Origin of the sequence: Bradyrhizobium macuxiense (assembly GCF_007993935.1) — a bacterium.
Taxonomy (GTDB): domain Bacteria; phylum Pseudomonadota; class Alphaproteobacteria; order Rhizobiales; family Xanthobacteraceae; genus Bradyrhizobium; species Bradyrhizobium macuxiense_A.
In genome coordinates, this window is record NZ_VITY01000007.1 from 223,294 (window position 1) to 248,396 (window position 25,103).

Annotated in this window: 22 protein-coding genes; 12 read left to right on the forward strand and 10 right to left on the reverse strand. The window is 64.9% G+C overall.

Annotated features, from left to right (window positions below; genetic code table 11):
- Positions 1 to 85: 85 nt before the first annotated feature.
- On the reverse strand, positions 86 to 1,309 hold the full coding sequence (locus FBZ93_RS20085) for a phenylacetate--CoA ligase family protein (protein WP_146987779.1): 1,224 nt from the start codon (positions 1,307 to 1,309) through the stop codon (positions 86 to 88).
- Between the two features lie 107 nt (positions 1,310 to 1,416).
- On the opposite strand from FBZ93_RS20085, the gene FBZ93_RS20090 reads away from it, so the two are divergent.
- Complete coding sequence (locus FBZ93_RS20090) at positions 1,417 to 2,565, forward strand: AGE family epimerase/isomerase (protein WP_146987781.1); 1,149 nt, start codon at positions 1,417 to 1,419, stop codon at positions 2,563 to 2,565.
- 64 nt (positions 2,566 to 2,629) lie between these two features.
- Here the strand turns inward: FBZ93_RS20090 and FBZ93_RS20095 are convergent, their stop codons facing one another.
- The 6 genes from FBZ93_RS20095 to FBZ93_RS20120 form a co-directional block, all read right to left on the reverse strand.
- Entirely contained in the window at positions 2,630 to 3,469 is an 840-nt protein-coding gene (locus FBZ93_RS20095; RefSeq protein ID WP_146987783.1) for an ABC transporter ATP-binding protein, read from the reverse strand.
- A gap of 177 nt (positions 3,470 to 3,646) precedes the next feature.
- Entirely contained in the window at positions 3,647 to 4,930 is a 1,284-nt protein-coding gene (locus tag FBZ93_RS20100) for an ABC transporter substrate-binding protein (protein ID WP_146987785.1), read from the reverse strand.
- A 51-nt stretch (positions 4,931 to 4,981) separates the two neighbouring features.
- Positions 4,982 to 6,055, reverse strand: a complete 1,074-nt coding sequence (locus FBZ93_RS20105; RefSeq protein ID WP_146987787.1) for a branched-chain amino acid ABC transporter permease — start codon at positions 6,053 to 6,055, stop codon at positions 4,982 to 4,984.
- Between the two features lie 104 nt (positions 6,056 to 6,159).
- Positions 6,160 to 7,053 carry a branched-chain amino acid ABC transporter permease gene (locus tag FBZ93_RS20110; protein WP_146987788.1) on the reverse strand — a complete coding sequence of 298 codons (894 nt, stop codon included), beginning with the start codon at positions 7,051 to 7,053 and terminating at the stop codon, positions 6,160 to 6,162.
- Between the two features lie 214 nt (positions 7,054 to 7,267).
- A complete protein-coding gene (locus tag FBZ93_RS20115; protein WP_146987790.1) occupies positions 7,268 to 9,196 on the reverse strand; it encodes a long-chain fatty acid--CoA ligase in 1,929 nt (642 codons plus the stop codon).
- Positions 9,193 to 10,014: an ABC transporter ATP-binding protein gene (locus FBZ93_RS20120; protein WP_146987792.1), complete on the reverse strand. Its 822-nt coding sequence runs from the start codon at positions 10,012 to 10,014 to the stop codon at positions 9,193 to 9,195. The genes FBZ93_RS20115 and FBZ93_RS20120 overlap by 4 nt, the downstream gene beginning before the upstream one ends.
- Positions 10,015 to 10,404: 390 nt before the next feature.
- Here FBZ93_RS20120 and FBZ93_RS20125 point away from each other — a divergent pair, with 390 nt between their 5' ends.
- From FBZ93_RS20125 to fcl, 3 genes are all read left to right on the forward strand, one after another.
- On the forward strand, positions 10,405 to 11,079 hold the full coding sequence (locus FBZ93_RS20125) for a Crp/Fnr family transcriptional regulator (RefSeq protein ID WP_021080507.1): 675 nt from the start codon (positions 10,405 to 10,407) through the stop codon (positions 11,077 to 11,079).
- A 143-nt stretch (positions 11,080 to 11,222) separates the two neighbouring features.
- The gene (gene gmd / locus FBZ93_RS20130) at positions 11,223 to 12,308 is read left to right on the forward strand and encodes a GDP-mannose 4,6-dehydratase (RefSeq protein WP_146987794.1); all 1,086 of its coding nucleotides are present in this window, start codon (positions 11,223 to 11,225) and stop codon (positions 12,306 to 12,308) included.
- Positions 12,289 to 13,245, forward strand: a complete 957-nt coding sequence (gene fcl / locus FBZ93_RS20135) for a GDP-L-fucose synthase (protein WP_283810829.1) — start codon at positions 12,289 to 12,291, stop codon at positions 13,243 to 13,245. The genes gmd and fcl overlap by 20 nt, the downstream gene beginning before the upstream one ends.
- A 112-nt stretch (positions 13,246 to 13,357) precedes the next feature.
- Here fcl and FBZ93_RS20145 read toward each other — a convergent pair whose 3' ends face one another.
- On the reverse strand, positions 13,358 to 14,197 hold the full coding sequence (locus FBZ93_RS20145) for a uroporphyrinogen-III synthase (RefSeq protein WP_146987798.1): 840 nt from the start codon (positions 14,195 to 14,197) through the stop codon (positions 13,358 to 13,360).
- A gap of 136 nt (positions 14,198 to 14,333) precedes the next feature.
- Between FBZ93_RS20145 and purU the strand changes: the two genes are divergently transcribed.
- A complete protein-coding gene (gene purU / locus FBZ93_RS20150; protein WP_146987799.1) occupies positions 14,334 to 15,197 on the forward strand; it encodes a formyltetrahydrofolate deformylase in 864 nt (287 codons plus the stop codon).
- Positions 15,198 to 15,241: 44 nt separating this feature from the next.
- Here the strand turns inward: purU and FBZ93_RS20155 are convergent, their stop codons facing one another.
- On the reverse strand, positions 15,242 to 15,520 hold the full coding sequence (locus FBZ93_RS20155) for a hypothetical protein (RefSeq protein WP_146987801.1): 279 nt from the start codon (positions 15,518 to 15,520) through the stop codon (positions 15,242 to 15,244).
- A gap of 382 nt (positions 15,521 to 15,902) precedes the next feature.
- On the opposite strand from FBZ93_RS20155, the gene FBZ93_RS20160 reads away from it, so the two are divergent.
- The 6 genes from FBZ93_RS20160 to FBZ93_RS20185 all read left to right on the forward strand — a co-directional run bounded on the left by FBZ93_RS20160 (position 15,903) and on the right by FBZ93_RS20185 (position 21,689).
- Entirely contained in the window at positions 15,903 to 17,084 is a 1,182-nt protein-coding gene (locus FBZ93_RS20160) for an ABC transporter substrate-binding protein (protein ID WP_146987803.1), read from the forward strand.
- A gap of 100 nt (positions 17,085 to 17,184) precedes the next feature.
- Positions 17,185 to 18,054: a branched-chain amino acid ABC transporter permease gene (locus tag FBZ93_RS20165; RefSeq protein ID WP_146987805.1), complete on the forward strand. Its 870-nt coding sequence runs from the start codon at positions 17,185 to 17,187 to the stop codon at positions 18,052 to 18,054.
- 7 nt (positions 18,055 to 18,061) lie between these two features.
- Complete coding sequence (locus FBZ93_RS20170) at positions 18,062 to 19,093, forward strand: branched-chain amino acid ABC transporter permease (RefSeq protein ID WP_146987807.1); 1,032 nt, start codon at positions 18,062 to 18,064, stop codon at positions 19,091 to 19,093.
- The gene (locus tag FBZ93_RS20175; protein WP_146987808.1) at positions 19,090 to 19,842 is read left to right on the forward strand and encodes an ABC transporter ATP-binding protein; all 753 of its coding nucleotides are present in this window, start codon (positions 19,090 to 19,092) and stop codon (positions 19,840 to 19,842) included. Before FBZ93_RS20170 ends, FBZ93_RS20175 begins: the two co-directional genes overlap by 4 nt.
- Positions 19,835 to 20,551 (forward strand): ABC transporter ATP-binding protein, encoded by a 717-nt coding sequence (locus tag FBZ93_RS20180; RefSeq protein ID WP_146987810.1) that lies wholly within the window; start codon positions 19,835 to 19,837, stop codon positions 20,549 to 20,551. Before FBZ93_RS20175 ends, FBZ93_RS20180 begins: the two co-directional genes overlap by 8 nt.
- 19 nt (positions 20,552 to 20,570) lie before the next feature.
- Entirely contained in the window at positions 20,571 to 21,689 is a 1,119-nt protein-coding gene (locus tag FBZ93_RS20185; RefSeq protein WP_146987812.1) for a cobalamin-independent methionine synthase II family protein, read from the forward strand.
- A 118-nt stretch (positions 21,690 to 21,807) separates the two neighbouring features.
- On the opposite strand, the gene FBZ93_RS20190 is transcribed toward FBZ93_RS20185, so the two are convergent.
- Positions 21,808 to 23,541 (reverse strand): caspase family protein, encoded by a 1,734-nt coding sequence (locus tag FBZ93_RS20190; protein ID WP_146987814.1) that lies wholly within the window; start codon positions 23,539 to 23,541, stop codon positions 21,808 to 21,810.
- A 186-nt stretch (positions 23,542 to 23,727) separates the two neighbouring features.
- Here FBZ93_RS20190 and FBZ93_RS20195 point away from each other — a divergent pair, with 186 nt between their 5' ends.
- The gene (locus tag FBZ93_RS20195; RefSeq protein WP_146987816.1) at positions 23,728 to 25,083 is read left to right on the forward strand and encodes a hypothetical protein; all 1,356 of its coding nucleotides are present in this window, start codon (positions 23,728 to 23,730) and stop codon (positions 25,081 to 25,083) included.
- Positions 25,084 to 25,103: the final 20 nt, after the last annotated feature.

The following is a 25,103-nucleotide window of genomic DNA, read 5'->3' on the forward strand; positions in this document are numbered from 1 at the left end:
CGTCGCCACGAGGCGTGAGCCAGCTCAATAGTTCACAATGCCGCGCGGGACAACGTAGTCTGGACCGGAGGGCGGGGCGGTCGGCTCATCGCTCGTCCGCAATCACCTTGCCGTCGTTCGGCAGCGAGCCTGCGCCGACGAACTCGACGGTGCCGCCGAGTTTTGTTACGGCACGCAGCGTGGCCGCAACTTCATTCAACAAGGCATCCGGCGCTGAGGCACATTCGGCCCGCAACGTCATCGCATCGGCCTCGCCGGCGCGCGTGACCACAAGGCGCAGCCGTCCAAGCTCGGGATGGCGCTTGCCGATTTCCGCGATCTGCTCGGGGCGCACGAACATGCCCTTGACCTTGGTGGTCTGGTCGGCGCGGCCCATCCAGCCCTTGATGCGCATATTGGTGCGTCCGCACGGGCTCGCACCGGGCAGGGCGGCGGTCAGGTCGCCAAGCGCGAGGCGAATCCAGGGATGATGCGGATCGAGCGAGGTCACCACGATCTCGCCGACGTCGCCCGGCGCAACGGGATCGCCGGTGCCGGGCTTGACGATCTCCAGGATCAAATCCTCATTGACGGTCATTCCCTCGCGCGCCGCGGTCTCGAACGCGATCAGGCCGAGATCGGCGGTCCCGAACGCCTGGTAGGCCTCGACGCCGCGCGACTTCATCTCCTCCTGCAACGATTTTGGAAAGGCCGCGCCCGAGACCAAAGCGCGCTTGATCGAGGACACGTCGCGGCCGGCGGTGGCGGCGGCGTCGAGCAGGATTTTCAGGAAGTCCGGCGTGCCGCTGTAGCCAACCGGGCGATAGGCCTCGATCAGCTCGAATTGCTGCTCGGTGTTGCCGGGGCCTGCGGGGATCACGGCGCAGCCGAGCGCCCGCGCCGAGGCATCGAAGATGAAGCCGCCGGGGGTCAGGTGATAGCTGAAGGTGTTCAGCACCACGTCCCCCTCGCGGAAGCCCGCCGCAAACAGCGCCCGCGCGCCGCGCCAGGGGTCCGCCTGGCGGCCCTCGGGCTCGAAGATGGGGCCGGGTGAGGTGAACAGTCGGGCGAACGAGCCGGGCGCACCAGCCACAAAGCCGCCGAACGGCGGGGCGGCCTTGTGCAGGGCCGGCAGTTCCGACTTGCGCAGCACCGGCAGCCCCGCCAAGGCCTCCCGGCTGGTGATGGATGCGGGATCGGTGCCCCTCAGCAAATTGGCATAGGCGGGCGCCGCCATCGCCTTGCGCAGCACCTCCGGCAGCCGGGCGAACAGGGCGGCCTCGCGGGCGGCCGGATCGCGCGTTTCAAGGGCGTCGTAATTGTCGGTCATGTCAGGTCCTTTGGCAGGTCCTTGAGAGGATTTGCGCAGGTGGCGTGCCGGTCTGCCCGTGCTATCAGACGGTGAGCGCTGACATTGGGACGGTTCCAGGAAGCACGATGGCTGAGGCAGAGAGCGTGGCGGCGGGCGGGGCGGCCGACGTCGTCGCGAGGTTGAAACGCCGCATCACCGACCACGCCTTGCCGCTGTGGTCGACTGTGGGGTGGGACGGCACGGCTGGCGGCTTCGTCGACCGGCTGCATGCGGACGGCAGTCCCGATCGTGCCGCCCCGCGCCGCCTCCTGGTGCAGGCGCGCCAGATTTATTGCTACGCCAAGGCGGCCCAGATGGGCTGGTATCCCGAAGGCCGCGCGATCGCGCTGAAGGGGCTGGATTACATGCTGGCCAAGGCGAAGGCGCCGGATGGCCGGCCGGGCTTCGTCTTCAGCCTGACGCCGGAGGGCGGTGTGCACGACCCGCTGCGCGACACCTATGGCCATGCCTTCGTGCTGCTCGCACTGGCAACCGCCTACGGCCTCGACCAGGACGCCCAGATTCGCGCCGAGATCGACGCGCTGCTGTCGTTCCTCGACACCCAGCTGCGCTCGCCGCATGGCGGCTTCCAGGAGGGCCTGCCGCCGTCGATGCCGCGCCGGCAGAACCCGCAGATGCATCTGTTCGAGGCGATGATCGCGTGCTTCGACGCGACGCACGATTTGTCGTTCCAGAACCGCGCCGGCGACTTCTTCGCGCTGTTCCTCGCCAACCTCTATGACAAGCAGACGCGTACCCTCAGCGAATATTTCGAGGAGGACTGGTCGCGGATCCCGCCGGTCAGCGTCGAGCCGGGACACCTCGCGGAATGGGTCTGGCTGTTGAAGGGTTTTGAGCGGATCACCGGCTGCCCAACGGGGCGTCCGCGCGGCGAGCTCTTGGCCTCGGCGCTGCGCTATCGCGACGTCACCGGCTGTCTGATCGACGAGGGCGATGCTGAGGGCAATATCCGCCGGCACACAAGGCGGCTGTGGCCGCAGAGCGAACTGGCGAAGGCCTGGATCGCGCAGGCCGAGTCGGGCGAATCCGGAGCTGCGGACGAGGCGCGTGCGGCGCTGGTGCTGCTGGAGCGGCACTATCTCAGCCATCCCGTGGCCGGCGGCTGGTACGACCAGTTCGACGGCGACGGCAATTCGCTGATCGCCACGATCCCGGCGTCGTCGTTCTACCATGTGCTCTGCGCGGTCACCGAAGCGGAGCAGGTGCTCAGCTAGGACCGCCTTCCTGGTCTGACGCGCTTTCTGCACACGTGGCTCCGCTCGAAAACGCCCGATATCCTCAGAGCCAGCGCTTGCGCCGCTTGAAGCTCTTCAAGTTCTTGAAGCTCTTGCGCTGGTCGCCGGCGCCGCCGAGGTAGAATTCCTTGACGTCCTCGTTGTCGCGCAGCTCGTCGGCGGAGCCGTCGAGCACCACCTTGCCCTGTTCCATGATGTAGCCATGGCTCGCGACCGAGAGCGCGGCGCGGGCATTCTGCTCGACCAGCAGGATCGTGACGCCGAGATCGCGGTTGATCTCCTTGATGATCGCGAACACTTCCTTGACGAGCAGGGGCGATAATCCCATCGACGGTTCGTCCATCAGGATCATCTTCGGGCGCGCCATCAGCGCGCGGCCGATCGCGAGCATCTGCTGCTCGCCGCCGGAGAGATAGCCGGCAAGGCCGGTGCGCTCCTTCAGGCGCGGGAAGTACTTGTACACCATGTCGATGTCGTCAGAGACCTCGCCGTCGCGCCGGGTGAAGGCGCCGAGCCGCAAATTCTCCAGCGAGGTCATGTCGGCGACGATGCGCCGGCCCTCCATCACCTGGAAGATGCCGCGGCGAACGATCTTGTCCGGATCGATGCCGTTGATACGCTGGCCCTCGAACAGGATCTCGCCGCGGGTGACTTCGCCGTCTTCGGTCTTGAGCAGGCCGGAGATCGCCTTCAGCGTGGTCGACTTGCCGGCGCCGTTGGCGCCGAGCAGCGCCACGATCGCGCCCTTCGGCACTTCGAGGCTGAGGCCGCGCAGCACCAGGATGACATCGTCATAGACGACCTCGATGTTGTTGACGCTGAGCAACGGCGGCGGCGGGACGGCCGTCGGCACCGGGCGGGCGGCTTCGAGGGTTTCGTTCATCTCGACTATTCTCCACTGTCGTCACCCGCGTTTCGTGCGCGACTGCGCACTCGAGCGGGTGACCCAGTATTCCAGAGACGCCAGCGATAAAATCGTGAGAGCGCGGCGTACTGGATCCCCCGCTTTCGGGGGGGTGACGATTGTTGTTGAGGCGGCGCAGGAGGCCGCCTCACGACCTCACCAGCCGAACCATTCCGGCTTGCGCGGCAGTTCGACGGTCTTCACCTTCTCGAGCTTGATGGTGCCCTTGCCCATCAGGTCGTTGATGTCGCCATCGGTCGCACCGGATACCTTGGCGCGATAGAGATCGACCTTTGTCGTCGGGCGATGATCCTTCTCGGTCCAGCTCGAGGGATTGCAGACGCCGTCCATGCCGGCCGGCACCCAGTCCTTCTTCTGGTAGAAGCCCTTGGCGACATTCTCGCCGGTGGCGCCGCCGTTCTTGGCGGCCCAATCCAGCGCTTCCTTCATGTAGAGCGCGCTGCAGACCGCGGCGATGTAGTGCACCGGGCGATAGACCTTGCCCGACGGATCGGACATCTTCGAGATCTCCATCACCGTCTTCATGCCGGGTGCATTGCCGCCCCAGCCGACCGCCGTGCGCAGCGGGAAGATCACGCCGTCGGCGGCATCGCCCGCGGTCTTGGCGGCGTTCTCATCCATGCCCCAGACGTTGCTGAGGAACTGGACGTCGACGCCGGCGGTCTTGCAGGCTTTCATGACCGAGATGTTGGAGGCCGCGGTGTTGCCGAGATAGGCGTAGTTGGCGCCGGAGCTCTTCAGGCTCAGGCACTGCGCCGAGTAATCGCCGGGCGACAGCGCGAACACCAGCGGCGGCAGCACCTCGAAGCCGAGCTCGGTCGCGAGCGCCTCGCCGGCAGCCTTCGGCGCGTTCGGATAGGGATGGTTGGCGCCCATGTGGACGAATTTGGGCTTGCCGGGCTTGCCCTTGGCCTTCCAGTCCTCGGCTGCCCAGGTCAGCTCGGCGCGCAGCGCGTCCGAGTAGCTCGGGCCGTAGAAGAAATTGTACGGCGCGGGCTTGGCCTTGCCGCTGGTGCCTTCGGGATCGGTCAGCGCGGCGGCATAGGAGCCCGACATGTCGGGGATCTTGTCCTGCGCGAGGAAGACGGTCAGCGCCTCGGTGTCCGCCGTGCCCCAGCCCATGATCGCCGCGACCTTGCCGTCGGGCGCCGACCACTTCTTGTACAGCGCGATCGCGCGCGGCACCTGGTAGCCGTAGTCGTTGCTGTCGACGTTGAGCTGCTTGCCGCCGACGCCGCCGTTCTTGTTGATCCAGGCGAAGGTATCGGCGACGCCCTGGCCATACGGCGTGCCGACGTCGGAGGTGCCGCCCGAGAGGTCCTGCAGATGGCCGATGGCGATCTGGGCCTGCGCGGTGGCGGCGGCGCTGCTGACCAGCAGCGCCAGGGAGACCGAGCTCAAAAGGGATCTAATCGTCATTGTTGTTTCCTCCTGCTTATTCGTTGAACCGAATTTGTGTTGCTCGATGCGTCAGTGCGAGAACGGATAAAGCTTCCAGTAGGCCTTGATCTGCCGCCAGCGGTGCGCGAGCCCGTCCGGCTCGAACATCAGAAAGCCGATGATGATCAGGCCGATCGCGATCTCGCGCAGGAAGGTGATGTTGTTGTTGAGCTGCAGCGCCTTGTCGATGGCGCCGCCCTTCAGCCACGCGCTCAGCCATTCCATCGATTCCGGCAGCAGCACCACGAAGGCGGTGCCCATCAGCGTGCCCATCACCGAGCCGGTGCCGCCGATGATGACCATCGCGAGGAACAGCACCGAGCGCTCGATGCCAAAACCTTCCTGGGAGACCACGAGCTGATAATGCGCGTAGAGCGCGCCGGCGATGCCGGCAAAGAAGGCGGCCAGCCCGAACGACAGCGTCCGGTACTTGGTGAGGTTGATGCCCATGATCTCGGCAGAGAGATAGTGGTCGCGGATCGCGACCAGCGCGCGGCCGTCGCGGGTGCGCATCAGGTTGGTGACGAGCAGATAGCTGACCACCATGTAGGCGAGCACGACGTAGAAATACTGCCGGTCGCCGCGCAGAGTGTAGCCGAAGATCGAGAACGGATTGGCGCTGGCCGGCACCGATCCGCCCGAGAACCATTCGGCGCGCGAGAAGAAGTCGAGCAGGATGTACTGCGCGGCGAGCGTCGCGATGACGAGGTAGAGCCCCTTCAGCCGCGCCGCCGGCACGCCGAAGATCAGGCCGACCAGCGCCGTGATCACGCCGGCGAGGGGAATTGCGAAGAACACCGGGACCGGCGCGTTGTTGGAGATGTAGGCCGAGGTGAAGGCGCCGAACAGGAAGAACGCCGCGTGGCCGATCGAGATCTGGCCGGTGAAGCCGACCAGGACGTTGAGGCCGAGGGCTGCGATCGCGAAGATCCCGATCTGGATCGCGATCGAGAGCAGATAGTTGGACAGCACCATCGGCGCAAAGCAGGCGAGCGCGATGCCCGCTATCGCGAAGTTGCGACTGGTTGCGGTCGGGAAGATCGTGGTGTCGGCCGCGTAGCTGGTGCGGAAATCGCCCGACGGGATAAGGGTGCTCGTTGCCATGGGGCTCTATTGTGCTCCCTGCCGGGGTAAAGTCATCGTCACGCCCCTTTTTGTCTGGGCATGATCGTTTCCGGAAACCGGCTTCCACTTTTCGGCGATCATGCCTAGACCCGCTCAATGTCCTTGGTGCCGAACAGGCCGTACGGCTTGATCATCAGGATGATGATCAGGACGTAGAACGGCGCGATTTCGTACAGATTGCCCCAGTGCAGATATTCGCTGTCGACATACTGGGCGACGTTCTCGAGCAGCCCGATGATGATGCCGCCGAGTACGGCGCCGCCGACCGAGTCGAGGCCGCCGAGGATCGCAGCCGGAAACACCTTGATGCCGTAGGCGGAGAGGCCGGACGACACGCCGTTGACGACCGCAACCACGACACCTGCAACCGCCGAGACCGTGGCCGAGATCGCCCAGGCCATCGCAAACACGCTCTTGACTGAGATGCCGAGGGATTGCGCGACCTGCTGGTTGAAGGCGGTGGCCCGCATCGCCAGGCCATATTTGGAGGCGCGGAAGAACCAGGCCATGCCGACCATCATGGCAAGCGAGACCACGAGGCTCATGACATAGACGGTTTGGATCTGCAGCCCGAACAGGCTGACCGCCTGGCTCTGGAATACGCGCGGGAACGGCTGCGGGTTGACGCCGAAGATCCACTTCAGCGCAGCCTGGAATACGGTCGACAGGCCGATCGTCACCATGATCACGGAGATGATCGGCTCGCCGATCATCGGCCGCAGGATCACGACCTGGATCGCGATGCCGAAGATGAACATGAACACCAGTGTGATCGGCATGCCGATCCAGAACGGCACCTGATACTTCGTCAGCAGCGCCCAGCACACCCAGGCGCCGACCAGGAGTAATTCGCCCTGCGCGAAGTTCACGACTTGCGTTGCCTTGTAGATCAGCACGAACGACATCGCGACCACGCCATAGAGCGTGCCGACCACGAGGCCGTTGACGATCAGCTGGATCAGGAACTGGGTGTTCATGGGAGGGCGTAGCTCCGGACGGCGCCAGCACCCTCTCCCCCTGTGGGAGAGGGTGGCTTCGCAACGCGAAGCCGGGTGAGGGGTTGTCTCCGCATCGGGATCGTGGAGAGAGGACCCCTCACCGAAGCGAGTTTTTGTCGACCGGCGGTGTTGCCCTCTCCCACAAGGGGAGAGGGCGCATTCACTGGCAGCGCGCTCCGTTCTCGCAGCCCGGTCATTCCGCAGCCTCCGCGATCGCCGCGCGGCCGAGATCGACGACCTCGAGCGTGGTGCGGACGCGCTGCGTGGTGCCGTCCTGGAAGCGGATCACGGTGTCGACGGGGATGCTGGCCTTGCCGCGGTAGATCGCCTCGATGATATCTGCGTATTTCTCGTTGATCACGCCGCGGCGGACCTTTCGGGTGCGCGTCAGCTCGCCGTCGTCGGCATCGAGCTCCTTGTACAGCAGCAGGAAGCGCGAGATGCGCTGCGCGGGCGGCAGGGTGGCATTGACCGTCTCGACCTCTTTCTTCAACAGCGCATAGACCTCGGGCCGCGAGGACAGGTCGGTGTAGGTCGTGAACGAGATCCGGTTCTTCTCCGCCCATTTCGAGATGATCGAGTAGCGGATGCAGATCATCGCAGCGAGCGCGTCACGGCCGGCACCGAGCACGACGGCTTCCGCGACATAGGGCGAGAACTTCAGCTTGTTCTCGATATATTGCGGCGAGAAGCGTTCGCCGCGTGAGGTCTCGGCGAGGTCCTTAATGCGGTCGATCACCACGAGCTGCCGGTTGTCGTTGTAATAGCCGGCGTCGCCCGAATGCATCCAGCCGTCCTTGATGTCGGCGACCGATGCCTCGGGGTTCTTGTAGTAGCCGTGGAACATGTTCGGATGCCGCACCACGATCTCGCCGACGCCGTTGACGTCGGCATTGTCGATGCGGATCTCGATGTTGTCGGCCATCGGAACGCCGGTGGTGTCGGGATCGACCTTGCCTTCGGGATGCAGTGTGTAGGCGCCGAGCAGCTCGGTCTGGCCGTACAGCGTGCGCAGCGGCACGCCCATCGCCTGGAAGAACTTGAACGTATCCGGCCCGAGCGCCGCGCCGCCGGTCGCCGCCGAGCGCAGCCGGGTGAAGCCGAGCCGGTCGCGCAGTGCACGGAACAGGAGCTGGTCGGCTAAGACAGAGCGCTTGCCCTCGGCGAGCGCCGCAAGCCCGGTCTTCATGCCGAGATCGTAGAGCCGCTGCTTGAACGGCGAGGCGTCCATCACGCCGGCGCGGACGTCGGCTGCGATCGATTCCCAGACCCGCGGCGCGAACAGCACGAAGGTCGGCGCGATCTCGCGGAAATCGTGCATCATGGTATCGGGCTCTTCGACGAAGTTGACCTTCATCCGGGAGAGCAGCGCTTTGCCGAGCGCATAAATCTGTTCCATGATCCAGGGCAGCGGCAGCACCGAGACATATTCGTCGTCCGGCCCCTTCGGGTCGAAGGAAAGATAGGTCGCGCAGTGCCGCAGCACGCGCCCGGCCGAGAGCATCGCGAGCTTCGGGTTGGCTGTCGTACCCGAGGTCGTGCAGAGGATCGCGACGTCGTCGCCCCTGGTTTGGTCGACCAGCCGGTCGTACAGGGTGGGCTCGCGCGCGGCGCGATCGCGACCCAAAGCAACGAGCTTGCTCGCCTCCATCAACCGCGGATCGTCATATTTGCGCATGCCGCGCGGATCGGAATAGACGATGTGCTTGAGGTTGGGCACCCGGTCGGCAAGGCCGAGCAGCTTGTCGACCTGTTCCTCGTCCTCGGCGAACACGAGCTTGGCCTCGCCATAGGTCAGGAGATAAGCAGCTTCCTCGTCCAGCACGTCGCGATAGAGGCCGAGGCTCATCGCGCCGATCGCGTGGCTAGCGATCTCGGCCGCGACCCAGTCCGGCCGATTGTCGCCGATGATGCCGATCACGTCGCCGCGACCGAGGCCGAGCTCGACCATGCCGAGCGCGAAATCATGGGTGCGGGTCTGATAGTCGTTCCAGGTGAACTCGTGCCACAGCCCGAAATCCTTCTCGCGCAGCGCGATCTCCTTGCCGTGCTCCCTGGCGTTGAGGCGCAGCATCTTGGGGAAGGTGTCGGCCTGCGCGACGCGACCGGCATAGTCCATCATGCCGCGCTCTCCCGCACTGCCGGCTTGTCGTCGGGATCGACCAGCACCTCGTCCTCTTCGCCGAGATAGGCGCGCTTGACGTGTGGATCGGCGAGCACGGTTGCCGGATCGCCCTCGGCGATCTTGCGGCCGAAATCGAGCACCATGACGCGGTGGGAGATGTCCATCACGACGCCCATGTCGTGCTCGATCATCATCACCGTCATGCCGAACTCTTCGTTGAGGTCAACGATGTAGCGCGCCATGTCTTCCTTCTCTTCGAAGTTCATGCCGGCCATCGGCTCGTCGAGCAGGATCAGTTGCGGCTCGAGCGCCATCGCGCGGGCGAGTTCGACGCGCTTACGCAGGCCGTAGGGCAGGGTGCCGGCGGTCGCCTTGCGCACCGATTGCAGATCGAGGAAGTCGATGATCTCCTCGACCTTGCGGCGGTGCTCCAGCTCCTCGCGGCGCGCGCCGGTCAGCCAGTACAGCGAGCCCGTGATGAAGTTGTTCCTCAGGAGGTGATGGCGGCCGACCATGATGTTGTCGAGCACGCTCATGTGGTGGAACAGCGCCAGATTCTGGAAAGTCCGGCCGATGCCGAGGCGGGGCCGCGCGTTCGGGGTGAGGCCGGTAATGTCCTGGCCGCGGTAGAACAGTTGGCCTTCGGTCGGCCGGTAGCGGCCGGAGATGCAGTTGACGATCGAGGTCTTGCCGGCACCGTTCGGGCCGATGATCGAGAACAGCTCGCCCTCGTTGACGCCGAAGCTGACTTCGGTCAGCGCGCGGACGCCGCCAAAGCGCAATGAGACTCCGCGCACCTCGAGACTGTTAGCCACCCTGTTCCCTCCAGATACGGGCGCTTTGGCGCGCTCTTTATCTTTCGCTTCGATCTCGATTCGATCTTACATGGGGCGCCGAAGGAAACCATCCGACTAATGATGCCGGCGTCCGGGAGCCATCGCTCGCCCCGATCGCCTGCGTCATGCGCGGTAACGCCGCACCCGCCTGCAAGCCCGTGTCCCGCGTCGTCCGCCTTCAGCGATCCATCGAAGCGCTGCGCGCGGCGTTACGCGAGGTGGCTCTGAATACGAGAAAGCGATAGGTTGAATTGTCATGTGCCCGACATTTGGTCAGGAATTTTCGCTGGCATTCCAGGCCCCGGGTCACCTGGCTTCGCGCACGGCGTTGCTGCGGTGCAATATCTTGGGTGGGATGCCGTCGCTAGAATGATTGCTGCTGATTACCTGAAGCGCATCGCCGCCTGGTCGCGCGAGCTGACCGAGCAAGAGATCGAGATCGCGCGCGCCGGCATTTCCGAGAAGTCCTACCGCGCCAACGAATTCATCTTCATGCGCGGCGACAATTTCCAGTACTGGACCGGCATCGTCACCGGGCTGGCCCGCATGGGCATCGTCTCGCGCGGCGGCAAGGCCGCGAGCTTCGCGGGCCTCACGGCGGGCGCGTGGTTCGGCGAGGGCACCGTGCTCAAGAACGAGCTGCGGCGCTACGACGTGGTCGCGCTGCGCGATACGCGCCTCGCGATGATGGATCGCCGGACCTTCGTCTGGCTGTTCGAGAACAGCGTCGGCTTCAACCGCTTCCTGGTGGGACAGCTCAACGAGCGGCTCGGCCAGTTCATCGCGCTGCTCGAATATGGCCGCACGCTGGACGCAACCGCACGGCTGGCGCGCTCGATCGCCTCGCTGTTCAATCCGATTCTTTATCCCGAGCTCACCCTGCATCTTGAAATCACCCAGGAGGAGATCGGGGCACTGTCCGGAATCTCCCGGCAGAACGCCAACCAGTGCCTGAAGCGGCTCGAGCGCGAGGGGCTGCTGCGGCTTGAATATGGCGGGGTCACGATCATCGAGCTCGACCGGCTGCGCCACTACGGCGAGTGAGCAGGCGGCCGACCGCATTCAACCGGGTTTTCAGGGCTTTAAGGCCCTGATTCCAAACGATTATGCCATTAGACTTGGAGGTGGCCGGGTGCTACAGACCGGCCTCGTCGGGATCGCGCGGTCTCGCGCTCTCTGGAGATGATATGACGGCTCAGGACTCAAAGCGGCGCGTTGCGCTGATCACCGGCGTCACCGGGCAGGACGGCGCCTATCTCGCCGAATATCTGCTCGGCCTCGGCTATACCGTGCATGGGATCAAGCGCCGCTCGTCCTCGTTCAACACCGCGCGCGTCGACCATCTCTACCAGGATCCGCATGCCGGCAACGTGCCGTTCCTGATGCACTACGGCGATATGACCGATTCGACCAATCTGATCCGGCTGATGCAGCAGATCCGGCCGACCGAGATCTACAACCTGGCCGCCCAGAGCCACGTTCAGGTCAGCTTCGAGAGCCCCGAATACACCGCCAACGCCGACGCTATCGGCGTGTTGCGCCTGCTGGAGGCGATCCGCATCCTCGGCATGGAAAAGGAGACCCGGTTCTACCAGGCCTCGACCTCAGAGCTGTACGGGCTGGTGCAGGAGGTGCCGCAGAAGGAGACCACGCCGTTCTATCCGCGCTCGCCCTATGGCGTCGCCAAGCTCTATGGCTACTGGATCACGGTGAACTACCGGGAGGCCTATGGCATGTTCGCCAGCAACGGCATCCTGTTCAATCATGAGAGCCCGATCCGCGGCGAGACCTTCGTGACGAGGAAGATCACCCGCGCCGTCGCCCGCATCGAGGTCGGCCTCGAGAACAAGCTCTACCTCGGCAATCTCGATGCCAAGCGCGACTGGGGCCACGCCCGCGACTATGTCGAGGGCATGCACAAGATCCTGCTGGCGGACGAGCCCGGCGACTTCGTGCTCGCGACCGGCGAGACGCGCTCGGTGCGCGAATTCGTCGAGTTGGCGTTTGCCGAGGTCGGCCGCAGCATCGAATGGCGCGGCAAGGGCGTCGAGGAGATCGGTGTCGACAAGGCGTCCGGCAATACGCTGGTGCAGATCGACCCGGCCTATTTCCGCCCGACCGAGGTCGATCTACTCATTGGCGACGCCAGCAAGGCGCGCGCCAAGCTCGGCTGGGCGCCCAAGACGCCGTTCGCGCAACTGGTGAAGGAAATGGTCGCCAGCGATCTCGTCGAGGCCAGGCAGGATGCGGCCAATGGCAAGCACGGCGTTTGAACTGAAGGGCAAGGCGGTTTTCGTCGCCGGCCATCGCGGCATGGTCGGCTCGGCGCTGATGCGCCGGCTGGCGCGCGAGCAGGCCGATCTGCTGACGGTGTCGCGCAGCGAGGTCGATTTGCGCGACCAGGCCGCGGTGAACGCCTGGTTTGCCGCGAAGCGGCCGCAGGCGGTGTTCCTCGCCGCCGCCAAGGTCGGCGGCATCGTCGCCAACAACACGCTGCGCGCCGAATTCCTTTACGACAATCTGGCGATCTCGGCCAACGTGATCCAGGCAGCCCACGCCAATGGCTGCGAGAAGCTGATGTTCTTCGGCTCGTCCTGCATCTATCCGCGCCTGGCGCCGCAGCCGCTGCGCGAGGACTCGATGCTGACCGGGCCACTGGAGCCGACCAACGAGCCCTATGCCATCGCCAAGATCGCCGGCATCAAGATGGCCGAGGCCTATCGCAGTCAGTACGGCGCCGATTTCATCAGCGTGATGCCGACCAACCTCTACGGTCCCGGCGACAATTATCATCCGGAGTACAGCCACGTCGTCGCCGCGCTGATCCGCCGCTTTCACGAGGCCAAGGTTTCCGGCGCTGCCGACGTCGTGGTGTGGGGCACCGGCAAGCCGCGCCGGGAATTCCTCTATGTCGACGATCTCGCCGACGCCTGCATCCATTTGATGAAGACCTATTCCTCGCCGGAGCTGGTCAATATCGGCACCGGGGAAGATATCACCATCGCGGAATTCGCCCGCGTCGTTGCAGCCACCGTCGGCTATCGTGGTGAGATCAGTTTCGACACCTCGCGCCCCGACGGCACGCCGCGCAAGCTGCTCGATGTCGGCCGGCTCGCCAAGCTCGGCTGGCGCGCCACCACCTCGCTCGAGGATGGCATCAAGCTCGCGTACCAGGCCTATCTGAACGAGACCAAACAGGCTGCGGAGTAGGTCGTAGCTCTCTCCATCGTCATTGCGAGGAGCGCAAGCGACGAAGCAATCCATCTGTCCGCAAGTGGCGAAATGGATTGCTTCGCTTCGCTCGCAATGACAGTTGTTGCGGTTACTTTGCCATCCGCGGCGGTGCCTTCGCCAGCGATGTCGCCATCGCCGAGATCAGCGGCTTCATGAAGAACGCATCGTTCGCCGGATAGATATCGGTGCGCAGGCCGTAGGTCTTCAGTTCATCCGACACCACGGGCCCGACGGAGGCGATCGGCGTCTGCTCCAGGCCCTCGCGCAATTGCGCCTCGCACTTGTGCGCCTGTGCCACCTCGAGCAGGCGGCGAACCTGTCCGGAGCTCGTCAGTGCGATCGCGTCAATTCGGCCCCGCGCCATCTCCTCGATCGCGGTGACGATGTTGGCGTCGGCAGCCTGTGCGTCATAGACATAGGGCAGCACGGTATCGACCTCGGCACCTTGCGCCTTGACCGCACCGATCAGCGTGGCGTGATCCTTGTCGGGGTAGAGCTGCAGCCCGAGCCGATGTCCCTTCAGGTCGAGCTTCGACAGCATCTCGGCAACGCCTTCCGAGGTCGGCTTCTCGGTGGTCATCTGCGGCTCCAGGCCGATCTCGCGCAGCGCCCGGCCGGGCTTGGGACCGCGGGCGAATTTGCGCGCCTTGCCGAGGCCGCCGACGAACTCCGCCTCGACCCCGATCCGGCGCACGACCTTCATCAACCGGCGCAGGCCTTCGCCGGTCATCAGCACGAGGTCGTCGAGCGGCCGCTCGATGGCGCGGCGAATCCAGGCCTCGATCGGTGCCGGATCCGGCGCATCGTGGATGGTGAACATCGGGCATTGCAGGACGTCGGCGCCCTGCTCGGCGAGCAGGCGGGAAAATTGCGCCTCCTCACGCGTCTCGAGGATCAGGATGCGGTAGCCGTTCAGCCGGTCAGCCATGATTGTCCCTAACAAACATTGTCGTCATTTGTTCGATTTGACCCCTGCGCCGGGATTGGCGCAAGGCCGCCAGCGGTGATAGACGGGGGCCGAAAATGACCGTTCCACGCAACTGCTCAAGCTTTGGTCAATTGGCATGCCCGACCATCAATTCGTTCTGACCCTGTCCTGTCCGGATCGACCGGGGATCGTCTCCGCGGTCTCGACCTTCCTGGCGCATAACGGCCAGAACATCCTCGACGCCCAGCAATTCAACGATGTCGAGACCGGCAAGTTCTTCATGCGCGTGGTGTTCACCGCGGCCGACCTCGCGGTCGGGCTGCCGGCGCTGCAGACCGGCTTTGCCGCGATCGCCGAACGTTTCGGCATGGATTGGCAGATGCGCGACCGCGCCAGCCGCCGGCGGGTGATGCTGCTGGTCTCCAAGTCCGATCACTGCCTGGTCGACATCCTCTATCGCTGGCGCACCGGCGAGCTCGAGATGATCCCGACCGCTATTGTCTCCAACCATCCGCGCGAGACCTATGGCTCGCTCGATTTCGGCGATATCCCGTTCCATCACCTGCCGGTGACCAGGGACACCAAGCGGCAGCAGGAAGACGCGGTGTGGAAGCTCGCCCAGGACACGAACACCGACCTCGTGGTGCTGGCCCGCTACATGCAGATCCTGTCGGACGAGATGTCGGCGCGGCTGTCGGGCCGCTGCATCAACATCCATCATTCCTTCCTGCCGGGCTTCAAGGGCGCCAAGCCCTACCACCAGGCGCATGAGCGCGGCGTCAAGCTGATCGGCGCCACCGCGCATTATGTCACCAGCGATCTCGACGAAGGGCCGATCATCGATCAGGACGTCGAGCGCATCAGCCATCGCGACACGCCCGAGGATCTCGTGCGCAAGGGCCGCGACATCGAGCGCCGCGTGCTGGCGCGGGCGATCCGCTACCATCTCGCCGACCGCGTCATCCTCAACGGGCGCAAGACCGTGGTGTTCGTGGACTGATCGCGGCGAAATCATCAGCGAGGATGCGCTCGACTAGGCCGCGCTCAGTGGGCTGCGCCCTGCGTGGTCGCCGCCGGCTTGGCGTCGTCGCCGCGGTCGGCCGCCGGCATCAGGCGCTTGCGCTCCCGTTCCTGCATGAACTTGTCATACTCGGGTGTGCCCGCCCGCGGCGGTGCGTCCGCAGGCAGACCGCCGGCCCAGGCCGGAATGTAGTCGGCCATGCCGGCCGAGACCTTTTGGTTCACGGTGCCGCATCCCCCGAGCGCGCAGGCCGCGAGCGCGAGGGCAGTCAGGACAGGGATGTGGCGTGTGAAAGTTGGCATTGGCGGCAGCATACAGCCCTGGTCTTTATGGATGATGATGTTGGGTGCGACCGTTCGGCTGCAATTGTGCTTGTTTGTTGACATCCGCGATTGATTTGTACGATCGTACAAATGAATCGAGGTCGCGGCCGGCCTAAGTCTATGAGACCGGTTCTCTTTGGGGGCGTTGAGTTTCGGGGAGGGCTTCTGGTATCCTGATACTTGTAGCTACGGCTGGGCCCGATCACGCCACGCGCGACACACGTCCATCGTCCGATTGACAATAGGGCGCTTCGAGACGCCTTGTCGCGTTGCGGCTTGGCCGCAACATGCTTGGGTTAAGGTTGAGGCAAGGGCCGGGCACTCGGCTCAAGGCAGAAGAATGGAAGGGGGAGGGATGTCGATGTTCAATCGTCGCAAGGTGTTGCTGTGGGGCGCCGCTTCGGCCGCGCTTTGCGGGTTTTGCGCCAACGTGCCGGCGCGGGCGGACGACGTCGTCAAGATTGGCCTGATCCTGCCGATGACCGGCGGCCAGGCCTCGACCGGCAAGCAGATCGACAATGCGATCAAGCTCTACATGCAGCAGAACGGCGACACCGTCGCCGGCAAGAAGATCGAGGTCATCCTCAAGGACGACGCCGCGGTGCCCGACAACACCAAGCGTCTCGCCCAGGAGCTGATCGTCAACGACAAGGTCAATTTCATCGCCGGCTTCGGCGTGACGCCGGCCGCGCTTGCGGCCGCAAAGCTTGCCACGGAGGCGAAGATCCCGGAAGTCGTGATGGCGGCCGGCACCTCGATCATCACCGAGCGCTCGCCCTATATCGTGCGCACCAGCTTCACGCTGGCGCAATCCTCCACCATCATCGGCGACTGGGCGGTCAAGAACGGCATCAAGAAGGTCGCGACGCTGACCTCCGACTATGCGCCGGGCAACGACGCGCTGACCTTCTTCAAGCAGCATTTCACCGCCGGCGGCGGCGAGATCGTCGAGGAGGTCAAGGTCCCGCTCGCCAATCCCGACTTCGCGCCGTTCCTGCAACGCATGAAGGATGCCAAGCCCGACGCGATGTTCGTGTTCGTGCCGGCGGGGCAGGGCGGCAACTTCATGAAGCAATTTGCCGAACGCGGACTCGACAAGATCGGCATGAAGGTCATCGGTCCCGGCGACGTGATGGACGACGATCTGCTCAACAACATGGGCGATGCCGCGCTCGGTGCGGTGACCGCGCATCTCTATTCGGCGGCGCATCCCTCCCAGATGAACAAGGATTTCGTCGCCGCCTACAAGAAGGCGTTCGGCAACCGTCCGGGCTTCATGGCGGTCAGCGGCTATGACGGCATCCATCTGATCTACGAGGCGCTGAAGAAGACGGGCGGCGATACCAACGGCGACAAGCTGATCGAGGCGATGAAGGGTATGAAGTGGGAGAGCCCGCGCGGTCCGATCTCGATCGATCCGGAAACCCGCGACATCGTGCAGAACATCTACATCCGCAAGGTCGAGAAGGTCGACGGCGAGCTCTACAACGTCGAGTTCGCGACCTTCGAGGCCGTCAAGGACTCCGGCAAGACCAAGAAGTGACGCGCGAAGCTCCGCCTCCCTCCACGTCATGGCCGGACAAGCCGGCCATGACGTTCCACTTGACGTGTGTCCTTTGCGTCCTCTCGGCTGAGCTGACTTGATGGCCTCTATCCTCACCAACCTGTTCGACGGCGTCGCCTACGGCATGCTGCTGTTCGTGCTCGCCTGCGGGCTGGCGGTGACACTCGGGCTGATGAACTTCGTCAATCTCGCGCACGGCGCCTTCGCGATGGCCGGCGGCTATATCTGCGCCGTGCTGGTCAATCAGTCCGGCTGGCCGTTCTTCGCGGCGCTGCCGCTCGCCTTTGTCGGCAGCGCCGTCATCGGCATCGCGTTGGAGCGCACGCTGTACCGCCATCTCTACAGCCGCAGCCATCTCGATCAGGTGCTGTTCTCGATCGGTCTGGTGTTCATGTCGGTCGCGGCGGTCGACTACATCATGGGATCGTCGCGGGTCTTCATCAAATTGCCGGCGGCGTTGGAAGGCCAGATCGACCTGTTCGGCGTCGGCATCGGCCGCTACCGGCTGATGATCGTCGTGATCTGCGGCCTGCTCACGCTGGCGCTACAGCTGATCCTCGCCAAGACGCGGTTCGGCAGCCGGCTGCGCGCTGCGGTCGACGATCCGCGTGCCGCGATCGGACTCGGCATCAACGTACCGCAGGTGTTCGCGTTCACATTCGCTTTCGGCTGCGGCCTCGCCGGCCTCGGCGGTGCGCTGAGCGCGGAGATCCTGGGGCTCGATCCGTACTTCCCGCTCAAATTCATGATCTACTTCCTGATCGTGGTGACGGTCGGCGGCTCGTCCTCGATCACCGGGCCATTCTTCGCCTCGCTGCTGCTCGGCATCGCCGACGTCGCCGGCAAATATTACGTGCCCAAGCTCGGCCCCTTCGTGATCTACACGGTGATGATCGTGATCCTGCTCTGGCGTCCGAACGGCCTGTTCGGCCGCACCGCGGCGCGGTGAGACGGTCGTGAGCGCGCTGTCCGACGTCTCCACTCATGCGATGGCCAGCGCGCGCTGGCGGATCAGCGAGGTCGCATTCTGGGTGCTGGCGCTCGCCTGTGCGTTCCTGTTCCCGTCGCGCTATCTGATCATGACCGATATCGTGCGGCTCGGCCTGTTCGCGCTGTCGCTCGACCTGATCCTCGGCTACGCCGGCATCGTCTCGCTCGGCCATGCTGCGTTCTTCGGCGTCGGCGCCTATTCGGCCGGCTTGCTGGCGCTGCACGGCATCATCAACGAGCCGGTCATCGCGCTGGTCGCCGCCGGTCTCGTCGCGGCGGTGCTCGGCTTTCTGACCAGCTTCCTTGTCATCCGCGGCGTCGACCTGACCCGTCTGATGGTGACGCTCGGCATCGCGCTGCTCTTGGAAGCGCTCGCCGAGCGCTTCTCCGATATCACCGGCGGCACCGACGGCCTGCAGGGCATCGAGATGCAGCCGATCCTCGGGCTGTTCACCTTCGATATGTTCGGCAAGACCGGGTTCTTCTACTCGCTGATCGTGCTGTTCACCCTGTTCCTGCTGGCGCGACGCGTGGTGCATTCGCCGTTCGGCTTGTCGCTGCGCGCGATCAAGAACAATCCGCTGCGCGCGGCCGCGATTGGCGTGCCCGTCAATCGCCGCCTGATCGCGATCTACACGCTGGCCGCCTTCTACGCCGGGATCGCCGGCGCGCTGTTCACTCAGACCACGGCGCTCGCCTCGCTTGACGTATTCGCCTTCGAGCGCTCTGCCGACCTGATGCTGGTGCTCGTGATCGGCGGTACCGGCTATCTCTATGGCGGCCTGATCGGCGCCGTCGTGTTCAAGATGCTGCAGGAGCTTTTTCAGAGCATCACCCCGCAATACTGGCTGTTCTGGATCGGCCTCGTGCTGGTGGTGATCGTGATGGTCGGCCGCGCGCGCATCCATCGCTGGGTGCTGTTCGTGCCGAACCTGATCATCCGCCAGTTCGCCGGCCGCAAGGCCGCCGTCGCCGTGCCGGAGAGCGACGTGTCATGACGATCGCGCTCGAAACCCGTGGCCTTGAAAAATCTTTCGGCGGCCTTCGCGTCACCCGCGACCTCTCGCTGAAGGTGATGCAAGGCGCTCGCCACGCGCTGATCGGGCCGAACGGCGCTGGCAAGACCACCGTCATCAACCAGCTCACCGGCGTGCTGACCCCGAACAGCGGTCGTATCCTGCTCGAAGGTGCCGACATCACCGGCCTCTCCGTGCACAAGCGGGTGCTGCGCGGGCTGTCGCGCACCTTCCAGATCAACCAGCTCTATCCCGATTTGACCCCGCTCGAAACCATCGGCCTTGCCGTCTCCGAACGGATGGGCCGCGGCGGCGACTGGTGGCGGCGGATGGGGACGCGCGACGACGTCAATGCCGAGATTGCCGAGATCCTGTCGCACTTCCATCTGCTCGACGTGATGACGGAGCTCACCGCGACATTGCCTTACGGCAAGCAGCGCCTGCTCGAGATAGCGGTCGCGATTGCGGCGAAACCGCGGGTGCTGCTGCTCGACGAGCCCGCGGCCGGCGTCCCCGAAAGCGAGCGCCACGATATCCTGGCGGCGGTCGCGGCGCTGCCGCGCGACGTCACCGTGCTGCTGATCGAGCACGACATGGACCTCGTGTTCTCCTTCGCCGACCGCATCTCGGTGCTGGTCAATGGCGGCCTGCTCACCGAGGGCGCGCCCGACGAGGTCGCGCGCGATCCGCAGGTAAGGGCGGTCTATCTCGGCGAGGCGGCCGATGCCTGATCTGCTCTCCATCCAGGGCCTGCGCGCCGGATACGGCGAGGCCGTGGTGCTGCCCGACATGTCGCTGGCGCTCGCCGACGGCCAGGTGCTCGCGCTGCTCGGCCGCAACGGCACTGGCAAGACCACGCTGATCAATTCGATCGTCGGTATCACCAGCCGCTTCGGCGGCAGCGTGGCGCTCGCAGGCCGCGACATCACGGCGCTGCGCCCCGACCAGCGCGCCCGCGCCGGGATCGGCTGGGTGCCGCAGGAGCGCAACATCTTCCGCTCGCTGACGGTGGAAGAGAACATGACCGCGGTGGCGCAGCCCGGGCCGTGGACGGTCGAGCGGGTGTACGAGATGTTTCCGCGGCTGAAGGAGCGGCGCAGCAATTTCGGCAACCAGCTGTCGGGTGGCGAGCAGCAGATGCTGGCGATCGGCCGGGCGCTGACCTTGAATCCCAAGGTGCTGCTGCTCGATGAGCCGACCGAAGGCCTCGCGCCGATCATCGTTGAGGAATTGTTAAAGGCGATCGGAACCATCACCCGTTCGGGCGGCATCTGCTCGATCATCGTCGAGCAGAACGCGCAAAAGATTCTGGGGCTGGCCGACCGCGTTGTGATATTGGAACGCGGCACGATCGTGCATGATGCGGCAAGCAGCGCGCTGAAGGCCGATCTCTCCGTCCTCGAGCGCCATCTCGGCGTCGCCGGGACCAAAAAACACTGACGACCTCAGGGAGTTCATCATGCAGCGAACCAAGCCTCCGTTCCGCGCCGACGAGGTCGGCAGCCTGTTGCGGCCGCCGAGGATCAAGGAGGCCCGTGCCAGGCTGGAGAAGGGCGAGATCTCGGCCGACGAGCTGCGCAAGGTCGAGGACATGGAGATCGAGAAGGTCGTGCACAAGCAGGCTTCGGTCGGCCTGAAGCTTGCGACCGACGGCGAGTTCCGCCGCTCCTGGTGGCATTTCGATTTCCTCAGCCATCTGACCGGCTGCGAGCTGTTCCACCCCGACATGGGCATCCAGTTCGCCGGCGTGCAGACCCGGCACGACGCCATCAGGGTGATCGGCAAGCTCGACTTCTCCGATCAGCATCCGATGCTCGATCACTTCAGGTTCCTGAAGAAGTATGCCGACCAGGCGCATGTCACGCCGAAGATGACGATCCCCTCGCCGGCGGTGCTGCACTTCCGCGGCGGCCGCAAGCTGATCTCCAAGGATGTCTATCCGGACCTCGAGGAGTTCTATCAGGATCTCGGCAAGACCTATCGCAAGGCGGTGAAGGCATTCTACGACGCCGGGTGCCGCTACCTGCAGTTCGACGACACGGTGTGGGCCTATCTGTGCTCGCCAGAGGAGTTGCAGAAGTCGCGCGACCGTGGCGACAATCCCGATGGCCTGCAGGAGATCTACGCGCGCGTCATCAATTACGCGATCGCCGATCGTCCTTCCGACATGGTGATCACGACCCATGTCTGCCGCGGCAATTTCCGCTCGACGTGGATTTCCTCCGGCGGCTACGAGCCGGTTGCCGAGACCATGCTGGCCGGCACCAATTACGACGGCTACTTCCTTGAATATGATTCCGACCGCGCCGGCGGCTTCGAGCCGCTGCGCTTCCTGCCGAAGGGCAACAAGGTCGTGGTGGTCGGCGTCATCACCTCGAAGTTCGGCGAGCTCGAGAAGAAGGACGACATCAAGCGGCGGCTCGAAGAGGCGGCGAAGTTCGCCCCGATCGAGCAGCTCGCGGTGTCCCCGCAATGCGGCTTCGCCTCGACCGAGGAGGGCAACATCCTCTCCGAGGAAGAGCAGTGGGCCAAGCTGCGGCTTGCGGTCGAGGTCGCGAACGAGGTGTGGGGGAAGTAGGCCCGGCCATATCCCAATCGTCATTGCGAGGAGCGATAGCGACGAAGCAATCCATCTTTCCCTTTGTGGAGACGTGGATTGCTTCGCTGCGCTCGCAATGACGGGTGAGGGGGCCGCTTCATTGCTCCGCCAGATAGACCTCGCCGAGCAGCGAGGAATTCGACCACGGCACCTGCTTGCCCTTGGTTGCGGCGACAACCTCGGCGCGGACCCGCGTCAGCATCTGCTGCACCTCGAGGCCGGGCGTGCCGACATGGCGCGACAACGCGGCCGAAAACGGGCTGTTGGCGCCTTCACCGTCGAGCGCGACCTGGCCCGGCGCGGTCGCGAACGCGATCAGCGTGCCGGCGCCGAGCGTCGAGCCTGACCCGAGCGTAGCGGGGGCGGCAAGGCCGGAGCCGGCCTCGATGCCGCGGCTCGGGCCGGCGGATGCCACCTGCGGCGCCATCGGATTGTTGCGGCAGGCATCGAGGATCAGGATGTTGGTGCGGATCTGATCGTCGAGGCCGGCCATGATCGTATCCATATCGACCATCGCGTCGGTCATGCGCCCGCCTGCCTTGAACTCGATATCGACAGGCACGAGGTAATTGCGGCCGTCGACCTGCACGCCATGGCCGGCATAGTAGACCACGGCGATCTGCGACCGCGTCGCCTCGCGCAGGAAGTCGTGGATCGTCGTCTGCATGGCATTGCGGTCGAGATCGAGACCTTCCGAGACGGTGAAGCCGATGTCGCGCAGGCTCCTGGCAATGGCGCGCGCGTCGTTGGGCGGATTGGGCAGCGCCTTCACATGCGCATAGGCGCCGTTGCCGATCACGAGCGCGACGCGCCGGCCGGTCGCTGCGGCCTGCACGCGTGCCGCCGGTGCGGCCGGATTAGCTGCGGCGGGCGCCGGCGGTGGTGCGGGAGCCGGGCTGCTCTCGGCGGCAGGCGCTGCTGCAGTCTTGCGCGGGGCTGCGTCGGCCTCCTTCAGCAGTGCGAGCCGCACTTTCGCGGTGGCCTGGTTGGCTTTGCTACCGGCGTCGGAGGCGACGCCCTCGATCACCACAGCGTAGTCTTCCTTGGCGTGCGCCGCGTCGCCCTTCGCTTCATAGGAGAGACCGCGCTGGGTGTAGGCCGAGATCAGCACGCTGCCGGGCGGCGTCATGATGTTGACGGGCGCCTTCGCCTTCGCGAGCCGGATCGCTTCCGTCGTGTCCGCGATCGCGCGCGCGATGTCGCCCTTGGCGCGCCAGATCACGGCGCGGCGGATCAAGGGCTGCGGCAGCGACGGATCAATCCTGACGGCCTCGTTGATGTCGGCGAGTGCGCCATCGAGATCGCCGAGCGCCTGCTTCGACGCGCCGCGGTTCTGATAGGAGAACGCCGACCTCGGATCGGCCTTGATCGCCGCGTCATAGTCGGCAATCGCCTTGGCGTAGTCACCCTTGCCGCGATAGGCGTTGCCGCGGTTGTGATAGATGATGCCGCTCGGCGGCCCCATCCGCAGCGCGTCGTTGAAGTCGGCGATCGCGATGTCGTACTCGCCCTTGTCGTAATAGGCCGAGCCGCGCAGATTGTAGACGGCGGTGCTGGGCTTGAGGCGCAGCGCCTCGGTTGCGTCCGCAATCACCTGCGGGTAGTTGCCCTTCTTGTTCCAGCCGACCGCGCGCCAGAAGTAGATGGTCGCGAGCTTCTCGCCGGAAAACACCTTCAGCGCGATGATCTTGGTGCAGGCGTCGATCATCTGGTCGGCGGGCGTCGTGTCGGTCGTGCAGAGCGGGCCGAGCTGGGCGCGCGTCTGGGCGAAACCGGGCGCCGACCACAAAACGGCAACAAGCAGGCAGGGGATCAGGAGCAGGCGGCGCATCGGTCATCCGGGCATGGTGGCCGTCATGGTCGACGGCGACGGCGGGGTGGTTCTGGAGGCGATCATGAATGTTTGGTGATCGGGCGGTAGAGGGGGTTCAACTGGTGGGATAATGATGGTAAGACCCCGCCGCACACTATCTCTGCCCACTTTTGTCCCACTTGCTGCAGCTGCCCACCGGGCGTCATGAAGAACGACGAAATCCTCAGCCAGATCACGGATTTCTGCCGCCGTTCCGATATGGCGGAGACGACGTTCGGCCGCCGTGCCGTCAATGACGGCAAGCTGGTACACCGGCTGCGCGAGGGCAAGCGCATCACCATCGATACGCTCGACCGTATCAATGGCTTCATCGCGACCTCGACGCCGGGCGGCGTGGCGCCGCCCCGCGGCCTGGTGGTTCCGCCGGAAAAGCGCGATCCCAGGGGCAATTTCCGCTTCTTCGAGAACCGCCAGCGCTATCTGCTGTTCGTGCACACCTGCAGCGAGAAGCGGGTGATCGCCGACCGGGTCGCGCTGGAACTGGCCGCGATCCACCCCCGGCCGCCGGCGCTGCGGGTGTTCGACGCCGGAATGGGCGACGGCACCGTGCTGGCACGGGTCCTGCGCGCGATGCATGGCCGCTTCCCACATATGCCGTTCTATGTCGCCGGCAAGGAACTGAGCCTGGAGGACGTTCGCCTCACCCTGGACAAGGTCCCGGACCGTCTGTTCGAGCACCCGGCCAGCGTCTTCGTGTTCACCAACATGTATTACGCCGAGGCGCCCTGGCTGACGCCCAAGAACTCCACCGCGGCCGCCAGCATGATCTGGCACGAGGTGGCCCTGCGGGGTGCCTCCTCGGGTGAATTCGAGGCCCAGATCGCGGAACTCGGTCCGTTCCTGGAGCAGAATTGGCGAGCGAACCTGAGCCCCGGCAATGCGATGCCGATTTACGAGCGGCCGGTGGCGCTCGTGCTGTACCGGGACGATCACCGCTTCCTGCTCGATTCCATCATTCCGCGGGCCGGCCGCACCGAGGCCAATTTCGACCTCGTGATCGCCTCGCAACCCTACCGCGCGAAGTCCTCGGTGAACTTCCGCGCCAAGCGGATCATCGCGCCGCTGGCCCGCGCACTGCGCGGCGGCGGGCGGCTGATAGGAATCCACTCCCACGGAAGCGATCCCGGGCTTGAAATGATTCAAGCCGTGTGGCCCGGAGAAAATCCTTTCGCCGTCAGCCGTCATGAGATACTGCGCGCGGTGAAATACGAGTTGGGCTCGGCGGGTCGCGAGCTGAACTTCAATGCCTACGCCGATAATCGCTCGATCTTCCGATATGATATGGAAGCGCTGCCTAATGAGGTGACCGGCTCGATCGGAACCTCGACGGCCTTTGCAGCGTGGAATGCCGCGGTGTATGTCGCGCAGATCGAAGATGAGCGGTTGGTCGAAACGACCGAAAACGGACGAGCTCTCGAGGCCACACGCGAAGTTCTCCGCAAACACAACGGGCTGTGGTTCTACGACGAATCCTACGTCATCTCACGGCGACGAGACTGACATGCCGGGGACATATTCAC